Source organism: Streptomyces sp. NPDC002784, from assembly GCF_053592135.1.
The window spans coordinates 94,425-105,122 of the sequence record NZ_JBSFVD010000003.1; the positions used below are offsets into that span (position 1 = coordinate 94,425).

The 10,698-nt window shown below is 70.9% G+C and carries 13 protein-coding genes; 8 read left to right on the top strand and 5 right to left on the bottom strand.

Going from position 1 to position 10,698, the window contains the following annotated elements; all coding sequences use genetic code 11:
• Positions 1 to 20 precede the first annotated feature (20 nt).
• From ACWD1Z_RS07770 to ACWD1Z_RS07800, 7 genes are all read left to right on the top strand, one after another.
• Positions 21 to 1,349, top strand: coding sequence for an ABC transporter substrate-binding protein (locus ACWD1Z_RS07770; protein ID WP_451116479.1), 1,329 nt, complete (start codon positions 21 to 23; stop codon positions 1,347 to 1,349).
• Complete coding sequence (locus ACWD1Z_RS07775; protein ID WP_451116480.1) at positions 1,346 to 2,320, top strand: carbohydrate ABC transporter permease; 975 nt, start codon at positions 1,346 to 1,348, stop codon at positions 2,318 to 2,320. Before ACWD1Z_RS07770 ends, ACWD1Z_RS07775 begins: the two co-directional genes overlap by 4 nt.
• Positions 2,317 to 3,222, top strand: a complete 906-nt coding sequence (locus tag ACWD1Z_RS07780) for a carbohydrate ABC transporter permease (RefSeq protein ID WP_389417882.1) — start codon at positions 2,317 to 2,319, stop codon at positions 3,220 to 3,222. The genes ACWD1Z_RS07775 and ACWD1Z_RS07780 overlap by 4 nt, the downstream gene beginning before the upstream one ends.
• On the top strand, positions 3,219 to 4,250 hold the full coding sequence (locus tag ACWD1Z_RS07785; RefSeq protein ID WP_451116482.1) for a LacI family DNA-binding transcriptional regulator: 1,032 nt from the start codon (positions 3,219 to 3,221) through the stop codon (positions 4,248 to 4,250). Before ACWD1Z_RS07780 ends, ACWD1Z_RS07785 begins: the two co-directional genes overlap by 4 nt.
• Before the next feature lie 132 nt (positions 4,251 to 4,382).
• Positions 4,383 to 4,733, top strand: coding sequence for a VOC family protein (locus ACWD1Z_RS07790; protein ID WP_451116483.1), 351 nt, complete (start codon positions 4,383 to 4,385; stop codon positions 4,731 to 4,733).
• A gap of 70 nt (positions 4,734 to 4,803) precedes the next feature.
• On the top strand, positions 4,804 to 5,193 hold the full coding sequence (locus ACWD1Z_RS07795) for a MarR family winged helix-turn-helix transcriptional regulator (RefSeq protein ID WP_451116485.1): 390 nt from the start codon (positions 4,804 to 4,806) through the stop codon (positions 5,191 to 5,193).
• A 92-nt stretch (positions 5,194 to 5,285) separates the two neighbouring features.
• Positions 5,286 to 6,269 (top strand): AraC family transcriptional regulator, encoded by a 984-nt coding sequence (locus tag ACWD1Z_RS07800; protein ID WP_451117125.1) that lies wholly within the window; start codon positions 5,286 to 5,288, stop codon positions 6,267 to 6,269.
• Positions 6,270 to 6,482: 213 nt separating this feature from the next.
• Here the strand turns inward: ACWD1Z_RS07800 and ACWD1Z_RS07805 are convergent, their stop codons facing one another.
• Positions 6,483 to 6,884, bottom strand: a complete 402-nt coding sequence (locus ACWD1Z_RS07805) for an SseB family protein (protein WP_451117127.1) — start codon at positions 6,882 to 6,884, stop codon at positions 6,483 to 6,485.
• Between the two features lie 192 nt (positions 6,885 to 7,076).
• On the opposite strand from ACWD1Z_RS07805, the gene ACWD1Z_RS07810 reads away from it, so the two are divergent.
• Positions 7,077 to 7,655 (top strand): AMIN-like domain-containing (lipo)protein, encoded by a 579-nt coding sequence (locus ACWD1Z_RS07810; protein WP_451116487.1) that lies wholly within the window; start codon positions 7,077 to 7,079, stop codon positions 7,653 to 7,655.
• A 16-nt stretch (positions 7,656 to 7,671) separates the two neighbouring features.
• Here ACWD1Z_RS07810 and ACWD1Z_RS07815 read toward each other — a convergent pair whose 3' ends face one another.
• From ACWD1Z_RS07815 to ACWD1Z_RS07830, 4 genes are all read right to left on the bottom strand, one after another.
• Complete coding sequence (locus ACWD1Z_RS07815; RefSeq protein ID WP_451116489.1) at positions 7,672 to 8,145, bottom strand: SRPBCC domain-containing protein; 474 nt, start codon at positions 8,143 to 8,145, stop codon at positions 7,672 to 7,674.
• Positions 8,146 to 8,161: 16 nt separating this feature from the next.
• Positions 8,162 to 8,845: an 8-demethyl-8-aminoriboflavin-5'-phosphate phosphatase gene (gene rosC, locus ACWD1Z_RS07820; protein ID WP_451116490.1), complete on the bottom strand. Its 684-nt coding sequence runs from the start codon at positions 8,843 to 8,845 to the stop codon at positions 8,162 to 8,164.
• Between the two features lie 141 nt (positions 8,846 to 8,986).
• The gene (locus tag ACWD1Z_RS07825) at positions 8,987 to 9,445 is read right to left on the bottom strand and encodes a PaaI family thioesterase (RefSeq protein ID WP_451116492.1); all 459 of its coding nucleotides are present in this window, start codon (positions 9,443 to 9,445) and stop codon (positions 8,987 to 8,989) included.
• A 31-nt stretch (positions 9,446 to 9,476) separates the two neighbouring features.
• A complete protein-coding gene (locus tag ACWD1Z_RS07830) occupies positions 9,477 to 10,697 on the bottom strand; it encodes a beta-ketoacyl-[acyl-carrier-protein] synthase family protein (RefSeq protein ID WP_451116494.1) in 1,221 nt (406 codons plus the stop codon).
• Between the last annotated feature and the right edge of the window lies 1 nt (position 10,698).

Here is a 10,698-nt window from a genome sequence, read left to right on the forward strand (position 1 = left end):
CCAGGTCAGGGGAGAGATCCATGCCCATCACGAAGCGCAGCGGGCTCAGCCGCATCACCGCCTCCGGCGTCGCTGTCGTCCTCGGAGCCACCGCCCTCGCCGCGTGCGGCTCGTCCGACGACGACACCGAGGCCGCGTCCGGTCCGGTCTCGCTGACGTACTGGACCTGGACGCCCGGCATGGACAAGGTCGTCGACCTGTGGAACAGCGGCCCGGGCAAGAAGGAGCAGATCAAGGTCACGGTGAAGAAGCAGGCGTCCGGCGACACGCTGGTCACCAAGATCCTCACCGCGCACAAGGCCGGCAAGGCGCCCGACCTGGTCCAGGCCGAGTACCAGGCGCTTCCCACCCTGGTCAGCAATGACGCGCTCGCGGACATATCGGGGGACACCGGCGAGGCGAAGGCCAAGTTCGCCGACGGCGTCTGGCAGCAGACCACGCTGGGCACGGACGCGGTCTACGCGATACCCCAGGACATCGGCCCGATGATGTTCTACTACCGCGAGGACCTGTTCAAGAAGTACGAGCTGACGGTCCCCAAGACCTGGGACGAGTTCGCCGAGACCGCCCGCAAGCTGAAGAAGGCGTCTCCCGGCACCGACCTCACCACCTTCTCCGCCAACGACTCCGGTCTCTTCGCGGGCCTGGCCCAGCAGGCGGGCGCCCGCTGGTGGACCACCGAGGGCGAGACCTGGAAGGTCGGCATCAATGACGCGGCGACCCAGAAGGTCGCCACCTTCTGGGGCGACCTCGTCAAGGAGGGCGCCGTCGACAACCAGCCGATGTACACCCCGGCCTGGAACAAGGCGCTCAACACCGGCAAGCAGATCGCCTGGGTCTCCGCGGTGTGGGCGCCCGGCACGCTGACCACCGCCGCGCCCGACACCAAGGGCAAGTGGGCCATGGCCCCGCTCCCCCAGTGGTCCGAGGGCGAGAACGTCACCGGCAGCTGGGGCGGCTCCTCCACCGCCGTCACCACGGACTCCGACCACCGGGCCGCCGCCGCCAAGTTCGCCGCCTGGCTGAACACCGACGACGCCGCCCTGCAGGCGCTGGCCAAGGAGAGCGGCATCTACCCCGCCGCCACCAACGCCCAGACGTCCGGCGCGTTCACCAGCCCGCCGGAGTACTTCTCGAACCAGGCCGACTTCTACACGCAGGCCGCCGAGATCGCCAAGAGCACCGCCCCCTCCGCCTGGGGCCCGAACGTGAACGTCGCCTACACGACCTTCAAGGACGCGTTCGGCGCCGCCGCCAAGAACAAGTCGGACTTCGTCGCCGCCCTGAACACCATGCAGGACGAGACCGTCGCCGACATGAAGAAGCAGGGCTTCGAGGTCTCCGAGTGACCAGCGCCCGCCGGACGTCGTACGGGGTCAAGGGGGCCCCGTACGCCCTCCCGTCTCCCACCGCCACCCTCAAACGAGCGCGAAGCGCGCCCTACTTTTTTCTCCTCCCAGCGACGATTCTCTTCCTGCTCTTCTTCGCGCTGCCCATCGGCTACGCGGTCTGGCTCAGCTTCCGCAAGGTGCAGGTCTCCGGGCTCGGCCTCGGGGCCGGTGCCCGCTCGGAGGTGTGGGCCGGCCTGGAGAACTACGCGGACGCCCTCACCGACAGCGAACTGGTCGACGGCGCGCTGCGCGTGCTCGGCTACGGCTGCATCGTGGTGCCGGTGATGCTGGGCCTCGCCCTGCTGTTCGCGCTGATGCTCGACTCCGAGAAGGTGCGGCTCGCCCCCTTCACCCGGCTCGCGATCTTCCTGCCGTACGCCATCCCCGGCGTGGTGGCCGCACTGCTGTGGGGCTTTCTGTACCTGCCGGACGTCAGCCCCTTCTACTTCGTGCTCGACCGGCTGGGGCTGCCGCAGCCGGACCTGCTGGACGGCGGTCCGCTCTATCTCGCCCTGTCGAACATCGCGGTCTGGGGCGGCACCGGCTTCAACATGATCGTCATCTACACCTCGCTCCAGTCGATTCCGGCCGAGGTGTACGAGGCGGCCAAGCTGGACGGCGCCACCCCGACGCAGATCGCGCTGCGGATCAAGATCCCGATGGTGGCGCCCTCGCTGGTGCTGACCTTCTTCTTCTCGATCATCGCCACGCTCCAGGTGTTCAACGAGCCGACCACCCTCAAGCCGCTGACCAACTCCGTGTCCACCACCTGGAGTCCGCTGATGAAGGTGTACCAGGACGCCTTCGGCAAGGGGGACATCTACGCGGCCGCCGCCCAGGCCGTGATCATCGCCCTCGCCACGCTGGTGCTCTCCTTCGGCTTCCTGCGGGCCGCGAACCGTCGTCAGAAGCAGGAGGCAGCACGATGAGTTCTCTTGCCGTCCGCAAGGCCGCGCCGGCGGCCGGGACCACGCCCGGCACCGCCCAGGGCCCGCCGCTGCGCCGCCGGATCGCCCTGCTGCCCACCGTCACGCTGCTGATCGGCGCGCTCTACTGTCTGCTGCCCGTCGCCTGGGTGGTCGTCGCGGCCACCAAGTCCGGCAGCGAACTGTTCTCCACCTTCACCTTCCTGCCGGGCACCGGCTTCACCGAGAACCTCAGCGACCTCAACGCCTACCGCGACGGCGTGTACTGGACGTGGATGGGCAACTCCGCCCTCTACGCCGGTCTCGGCGCCCTGCTCTCCACTGTCGTGTCGGCGTTCAGCGGTTACGCGCTGGCCGTCTACCGCTTCCGGGGCCGCGAGACCCTCTTCAACGTCCTGCTCGCGGGCGTACTGATGCCGCCGGTGATCCTCGCCGTCCCGCAGTACCTGCTGCTGGCGGAGGTCGACCTCACCGACTCGTACCTGTCGGTGCTGCTGCCGCTGGTCCTCTCGCCGTACGGCGTGTACCTCGCGCGCATCTACGCGGCCGCCGCCGTGCCCGCCGACGTGATCGAGGCCGGGCGCATGGACGGCGCGAGCGAGTGGCACATCTTCACCCGGGTCGCGCTGCCGATGATGGTGCCGGGTCTGGTGACGGTCTTCCTGTTCCAGTTCGTGGCCGTGTGGAACAACTTCCTGCTGCCGTACATCATGCTGAGCGACGACGAGAAGTTCCCGATCACGCTCGGTCTGTACACGCTGCTCGAACAGGGCGCCAACACCCCCGCGCTGTACACCCTGGTGATCACCGGGGCGCTGCTCGCGGTGCTGCCGCTCATCGTGCTCTTCCTGGTCATCCAGCGCTTCTGGAGCCTCGATCTGCTCTCCGGAGCCGTAAAGTCATGACCATGAGCAACACCGGGGCCCGGCGCAGACCGCCGACGATCCACGACGTGGCGCGCGAGGCCGGTGTCTCACGGGGCACCGTCTCGCGCGTCCTCAACGGCGGGCACTACGTCAGCCCCGCGGCCCAGGAGGCGGTCAACGCCGCGATCCGCAAGACGGGTTACGTCGTCAACCGGCACGCCCGTTCCCTGATCACCGGGCGGTCGGACTCGGTCGGCTTCCTGCTGACCGAGCCGCAGGAGCGGTTCTTCGAGGACCCCAACTTCAATGTCCTGCTGCGCGGTTGCACCCAGGCGCTGGCCGCGCACGACATTCCGCTGCTGCTGATGCTGGCCGGCACCGAGGACGAACGGCGGCGCATCACGCGCTACATCACCGCCGGCCATGTCGACGGGGTGCTGCTGGTCTCCAGCCACTCCGGCGACCCGGTCGCCGAGGAGTTGCGGAAGGCCGGGGTGCCGCTGGTGGCCTGCGGCAAGCCGCTCGGCCTCGCTTCCAAGGTGAGCTACGTGGCGGCGGACGACCGGGACGGCGCCCGCGACATGGTGCGCCATCTGCTCTCGCTGGGCCGGCGCCGAATCGGTGTGGTCACCGGTCCGCCGGACACCCCGGGCGGTGTGGAGCGGCTGGCCGGCTACCAGGAGGTGCTCACCGAGGCGGGCGTCGGGATCGACGAGCGGCTGATCGTCTCCGGCGACTACAGCCGGGCCAGCGGCGAGGCGGGCGCCGACCGGCTGCTCGCGCAGGCGCCGGACATCGACGCGGTGTTCGTCGCCTCCGACCTGATGGCCCAGGGCGTGCTGACGGCCCTGGAGCGAGCCGGGCGCCGGGTCCCGCAGGACGTCGCGGTCGGCGGCTTCGACGACTCCCCCGCGGCCCTCGCGGCCCGTCCCGAGCTGACCACCATCCGCCAGCCCTGGGACCGCATCAGCACGGAGATGGTCCGGGTGCTGCTGGCCCAGATAGGCGGCGAGGACCCGGCGGCGGTGATCCTCCCCACCGAGCTGGTCAAACGGGAATCGACGTGACGCCGTCGCGCCGGGCAAACGGCCGGCCGGCCCACTCGGTCAGGATCGAAGAAGCCGCGGACGGCTCCCCCGCCCTAGCGTGAGACCACCGACGAACCCTGTCGGAACCCCGTCTCACGCAAGGAGTACGCCATGACCGCCGGTGTTCGCACCATCATCTACCCCGTGAAGGACCTCGCCCGGGCGAAGGCCGTGTTCGGCGCCCTGCTCGGGGTGGAGCCGTACGCGGACGACCCGTACTACGTCGGCTACAAGGACGCCGGCCAGGATGTCGGCCTCGACCCCAACGGCCACGCCAAGGGCATGACGGGGCCGGTGCCGTACTGGCACGTCGACGACATCCGGGCCACGCTCGCGGGACTCCTGGAGGCAGGGGCGGAGGTGCTCCAGGACGTCCAGGAGGTCGGGGCGGGCCGCCAGATCGCCTTCGTCAAGGACGCGGACGGGAATCTGATCGGGCTGCTGCAGGACCCGGGCGAGTAACCACCGGTAAGCTTGCACGCACAATAGTTGCACGGTAAACAACTGGCCGGGTCGGTGCTACCGTGCAGATATGGCAGCCAAGACGGCCGGGAATGGGCTTGAGGAACGGTGGCGGGACATCCTGTCGGTGCACGCGCGCACGATGTGCGAGATCGACCGCGTGCTGCACCCCCACGGGCTGGGCGCGAGCGATTTCGAAGTGCTCGACATCCTCGCCACCGCCGCACCCGAGGAGGGTGACCACTGCCGGGTGCAGAACCTGGTGGGGCGGGTGCATCTGAGCCAGAGCGCCCTGTCCCGGCTGATCGGCAGACTGGAGAAGGACGGCCTGGTGCAGCGCTCCATCTGCGCCGAGGACCGGCGCGGCGTCTGGGTCGCCCTCACCGCCAAGGGCCGTGAGGTGCACGCCGAGGTGCTGCCGCTGCAGCGGGGCGTGCTGGCCCGGATGCTCCACGGCTGACCCGGTGTCCGGCGGGCCGTTCGACCTCCCGGTCCCGTGGGCATCATGACTCCCACAACCCTGTGAGGGGACGGGGAGACACCGACTTGTCCGTGGACGATGACCGTACCGCCGAGTTCGTCACCTACTCGACGCGCTCGGTGGAGGAGAGCCACGACGCGATAGCGACCCACTACTACGACCTTCGTCTGGAAGTGGCCGGTCCCGTCGCCCAGTTCCGTACCACGCTCGGCGTAGTCGACCTGGGCCCGCTGGTCGTGGGCGATGTCTCGTTCGGCACCGGGATGCGCATGAGCTTCGGCGAACCGGGCGTCTACCACGTGGCCGTGCCCCTGGAGGGCGGCTTCGCTCTCCGGCAGGGCGGCGGCGCCACCCTGTTCACCCACCCCCGGCGGGCCCTCTTCTTCGACCCCGGGTACGGCATCCGCATCGACGACTGGTCGCCCGACTGTCACGCGCTGACCGTGAAGCTCGACCAGGCGTCCGTGCTGCACGGCCTGGAAGCCCTGCTCGGCAGGCCGGTGCGCCGCCCGCCGCGCTTCGAGCCGTACATCGACGTGACCCGGGGAGCCGGCCTGAGCTGGGCCCGGCTGGTGCGGTGGTTCCTGCTGGACAAGGAGGTCTCGCACGGCCTGCTGCGCCGCCCGCTGATCCGCGGACGCCTGGAACAGGCCCTGCTCGAAGGGCTGTTGCTGGCCGCCGACCACTCCTACCGGGCCGAGCTCGAGGGCCCGCCGCCACCGATGCGGCCGGCCGCGGTGAAACGGGTGATGGACGCCGTACAGGAACGGCCCGCGGAGCCGTACGACGCCGCGCGGCTCGCGGCCATCGCCCAGGTGAGCGTGCGCACGCTGCAGGAGGCGTTCCGCAAGCATGTGGGGGTGTCGCCGATGACGTACGTCAGCGAGGTGCGGCTGGACCGGGTGCACGGTCAGCTCAGGGTGTGCGCGCCCGGCTCGACGACCGTGGCGGCCGTGGCCTACCAGTGGGGGTTCGCGCACCTCGGCCGGTTCGCGCGGCGCTACCGGGAGCGGTTCGGGGAAAGCCCCTCGCAGACCCTGCGTGCCCCGCACTGAGCCGGGCCGCGCCGTTCCCCCGCGTTTTGCGGACAGACGCCGCGCAAGAAGGAGCGACGCGGCCCCGGGACGGCCCTATCGTCGGGGGTTCGGCGATCGTGACGCGCGGACCGAGCGGAGTCGGTGCCACTCGGTCCTGCGCGAGCGCATCGCCGGGAGGGCCCGGCCGCTCCCCCACCGACTTTGGTGGCCGGGCACATCCCGGCGGGTGGCTCAGGGCCGGGCCAGCAGCGTCCGCACGCCCTCGGAGGTCAGCGTGAGGGGATGCGGGGAGCCGGCGTCGATCGTCAGGGACAGGTCGTCCGCGGGCCACTGCGCGGCGAGCGCGCCCAGCGGCACCAGCCGGTAGCGGCCGACGAACGGCAGCAGCTCGGCCATCGCGGGCTCCGAGGTGAACACGGGCACCACGGGAGCGCCGTCCGGCTGCTCCAGTACGGGCAGCGCGACGGCGTCCGGGTCGGTGGCGTCCTGCTCACTGGCGTCGTCCGGCACGGGCACCAGCACCTCGCTCCCGGCGAGCGTGTTCAGCGCCGCGATGTCCTCGTGGTTGGCGGTCAGGGCGTCCAGCGCCTGACGGGCCGGGGTGGCGGTGTGGCGGTCGGCGGGTGTGTCCATCACGAATCCCCTGGTAGCGGCGGTGGTCGTGCGGGCCGCGTACCCGATCCGGAGGAGAGCATTCATGGGCCGGGACTCAGCTGGGCAGCCCGTCCCGGAGTGGCTTCGGGTTTCTCCGTGATGTACCGCAACCATTCCCGCAAGTCGGGTGTCTCCCCTAATACCACACCTACGCACCCGTCGGGGGACGCAATGCGAAGAAGCAGAACAACCTGGGTCACACTCGCCGCCGTCGCCGCCCTGGGAGTGCCGGCGCTGCCCGCCGCCACCGCCTCGGCCGCCACCGCGCAGACCACGGTCTGCCCGACCGGCTGGGGCAGCACCGCCAAGGTCCGCTCCACCTCCACCGCGACACCGCTCGAGAACATCCGCACCGGCCGTCACGCCTGCTACGACCGCATGGTCATCGACGTGCCGGGCGCGGGCAAGGCCGGCCTCGGCTACTCGGTCCGGTACGTGAACCGGCTGTACCAGGACGGCTCGGGCCGTGAGATACCCGTCGCCGGAGGTGCCGTCCTGGAGGTCAGGGTGGCCGCGCCCGCCTACGACCCCGAGACCGGCGCCCCCACCTATCCGGGCCGGGTGAGCAGGCCCCTGCCGGGCGTCGACCTCGCCGGGTACCGCACCTTCCGGGACACCCGGTTCGCCGGCAGCTTCGAAGGGGAGACGCTCGTCGGGCTCGGGGTCCGCGCGCGGCTGCCGTTCCGGGTGCAGGTGCTCACCGACCGGATCGTCCTGGACGTCGCCCACAACTGGACCGGCGCCCGCTGATGAGCGGGACGGGCCCTCACCCGGGGCCCTGACCGCCCTCCACGAGCCCGGCCAGTCTGGCCAGGGCCATCCGCGTGCCCGTCTCGTTGTCCGCGGCGGGCACCGCGTCGGGCAGACCCTCGTGCACCACCAGGACGTCCGTGCCGCCGCCGTCCGCGTCGGTGAGCGTGGTGGTCATCGTCATCGTGCCGCGCAGCGCCGGATCCGGGGCCTCGAACTCGAGCACCTCCACCACCCGCTCGTCGGGCACCAGCTCCGCGAAGTGCCCGTGGTAAGTGTCGGTGTCCGCGGCCGTCTTCCCGGCCCCGGTCGGCACGTCATAGGTGAGCGACACCCGGAACGCGCCGCCCACCCGGGCCTCGAAGACATGGACGCGTGCCGTCATCCCGTCCGGCACCCGCCATCGGCCGACCGCTTCCGCGTCCAGGAGCGCCCGGTACACGGCGGCGCGCGGTGCGTTCACATGCCGGGAGACCCGCGTGGTGTGCATGACCCGAACCTAGCGCTCAGTCCCGGCCCACCTCCAGCACGTCGGACGGCGTCGCGGTCAGGTGGGTGGCGTCGCCGATGGACCGTACGACCATCCGCTCGCCCTTGACGGCGAGAATCGACACGCTGGTCAGCGGGAGGATCAGGTCCAGCCGGCCCCAGCCGAGGTTCATCAGGCTGCCGAGCAGGATGACGAGCGCGGAGTCATGGCCGACCACCGCCACGCGGGTCGTGCCGTCAGGGGCGGGCGGAGTGCCCGCGACGGCCGCCGCGACCGCCTCCCGCATCCGCTCGGCGACTTCCTTCTCCGGCTCGGCGAAGGGGTACACGCCGTGCGGTGTCAGCTCGCTGGGCCGTCCGTCGTCCCGGTTGGTGCCCACCTCGCGCAGCCGGGCATCGGTACGGACGCGCAGGCCGTGCTCGGCGGCGACGGCCGAGGCCGTCTGCCGGGCACGCCGGGCGCCGCTCGCCCACACCCCGTGCAGGGGGACCCCGGCCAGCCGCGCCGCCAGGTACCCCGCCTGTGCTCTGCCCGTGTCGGACAGCGCCGGGTCGCGCGGGTCGCCCTCGTGGTCCTGAAGGCCCCGGTAGGAGTCGGCGTGGCGGATCAGCCAGACCTCGCTGACTCCGGGGACCCCCACGAGGTAGCGCTCGTACACCGAGCGCATGATCTGAGGAAAGCTCTCGCGTCCGTCGTTCATGGCGATCTCCGTATCCGTGCTCGGCGGTTCAGGCGAAGAACCTCGTCGTCATGCCGCGCATCCCGCGGAGCGGCCGGTCGGGGTTCTCGGTCGGTTCCGGCTGCATGAATCCTCGTTGGGGCGCAACGGTGACGCCGCCGGTCAGTCGTCGTAGCCGTCGAGGTCGGTCAGCAGGATCTGGGACACGGTGTAGGTGCCCTGTCCCGCCGCCACGAGTTTGCCGCTGTCGGAGTAGACGTCGCTGCGGGCGACGTAGATCGTTCTGCCCGCGGTCACCACCTCGCCGACGGCGTGGACGCCCTCCTTGCGGACCGGCCGGATCAGGTTGATGTGGTAGTCGACCGTCAGGACGCTGTACGTCTCCTCCATCGAGTTGGCGGCCATGAACCCGGCGGTGTCCGCGACCTCGAAGAGCATGGCCGCGTGCAGGAAGTCCGCGTTCTGCGTCAGCTCCGGCTGGAACGGGATCGCCACCCGTGCGACGCCGGCCTTCTCGATCTCGATGGTCTTGTCGAGGAACCGGGAGATCTTGCAGCGCATGCAGCAGCGGGTCAGCTTCTCGAAGTGCGTGGCGGCGGAACTCGAGGACGCGGAACTCAAGACGGTGCTCCTTGTGAGTGCGGTGGCACGGCTAGGCGCGGGACACCACCAGGCTGGCATTGATCCCACCGAATCCGAACGCGTTGATCAGACAACGTCGGAGGTCCGCCGCGCGTGGCTCGCGGGCGATGTCGACGTCGGCGAACGACGGCTCGGTGCGGTCCAGTTTCACGGTGGGCGGCACGGTGCGATGGCGCAGCGCCAGCAGCGCCGCGGCAAGGTTCATGGGACCGTTCGCGGCGAACGCGTAGCCCGTGTGTCCCTTGATCGAGGTGACCACGGGCATCCGGCGCCCGCCCGCGGTCGCGGCCCGTACCGCCGCCAGTTCGGCCGCATCGCCCTGGACCATGCCGGACGCCTGCGCGAAGACGCAGTCGATCTCCTCCGGTGCCAGCTCGGCGTCGGCGAGCGCGTCCGCCATGCACCGGGTGATGTGGCGGCTGGACAGGCCGGTGATCCCGTCGCCGCCGCTGTTGGAGGCGAACCCGCTCAGCTCGCCGTGGATCACCGCGCCGCGCGCCTCGGCGTGCGCCCGCTCCTCCAGGACGAAGACGGCGGCCGCCTCACCGACGACCATGCCGTCCCGCTGCCGGTCGAACGGACGGGGTGTCAGCTCCGGGTCCGGATGCCGGCTGAGCGCCCGCATCGCCTCGAAGCCGGAGTAGGTGATCGGCGTCGTCACCGCCTCGGCCCCGCCCGCCACCGCCCAGGTCCGGGCCCCGGAGCGGATGGCGCGCATCGCCTGCCCCAGCGCCTGGCAGCCGCTCGCGCAGGCCCCGGCGACCGTCACCTGTTCCCCCTCGATGCCGTGCCGCAGCGCGATCATGCTCGCCGCCATGTTGGGGATCAGGGAGGGGATCAGGAAGGGGCTGGTCTTCCGTGCCCCCTGCCGCTCCTGCTGGAGCACGCCCGCCTCGATGCTGGGCAGTCCGCCCATGGCGACACCGAGGTAGACCCCGCCGTCGCGCGGCTCGGCGATCGAGCTGTCCTTGAGCGCGCCGTCGGCCGCGAACAGCGCGTAGCGCACGAACCCGCTCATCCGGGTGATCTCGAACCGCAGCGGACCCGGCTCGAAGACCACCCGGGTGTCGTCGATCTCGGCGGCATGGCGGGAGCGGAACCGGTCCGGGTCGAAGCGGGTCACCGGGCCGATCCCGGAGCGTGCGGTGATCAGGCCCTTCCACAGTTCGTCGGCGTCCGCGCCGAGCGAGCAGACCACCCCCATGCCCGTGACCACTACGCTGCGCGGCACG

Excerpts from the sequence above, each read along its gene's own strand:
- ACWD1Z_RS07770 (WP_451116479.1), top strand. The coding sequence starts at position 21 with ATGCCCATCACGAAGCGCAGCGGGCTCAGCCGCATCACCGCCTCCGGC.
- ACWD1Z_RS07780 (WP_389417882.1), top strand. The coding sequence starts at position 2,317 with ATGAGTTCTCTTGCCGTCCGCAAGGCCGCGCCGGCGGCCGGGACCACG.
- ACWD1Z_RS07785 (WP_451116482.1), top strand. The coding sequence starts at position 3,219 with ATGACCATGAGCAACACCGGGGCCCGGCGCAGACCGCCGACGATCCAC.
- ACWD1Z_RS07790 (WP_451116483.1), top strand. The coding sequence starts at position 4,383 with ATGACCGCCGGTGTTCGCACCATCATCTACCCCGTGAAGGACCTCGCC.
- ACWD1Z_RS07795 (WP_451116485.1), top strand. The coding sequence starts at position 4,804 with ATGGCAGCCAAGACGGCCGGGAATGGGCTTGAGGAACGGTGGCGGGAC.
- ACWD1Z_RS07805 (WP_451117127.1), bottom strand. The coding sequence starts at position 6,884 with ATGGACACACCCGCCGACCGCCACACCGCCACCCCGGCCCGTCAGGCG.
- ACWD1Z_RS07810 (WP_451116487.1), top strand. The coding sequence starts at position 7,077 with ATGCGAAGAAGCAGAACAACCTGGGTCACACTCGCCGCCGTCGCCGCC.
- ACWD1Z_RS07815 (WP_451116489.1), bottom strand. The coding sequence starts at position 8,145 with ATGCACACCACGCGGGTCTCCCGGCATGTGAACGCACCGCGCGCCGCC.
- rosC (WP_451116490.1), bottom strand. The coding sequence starts at position 8,845 with ATGAACGACGGACGCGAGAGCTTTCCTCAGATCATGCGCTCGGTGTAC.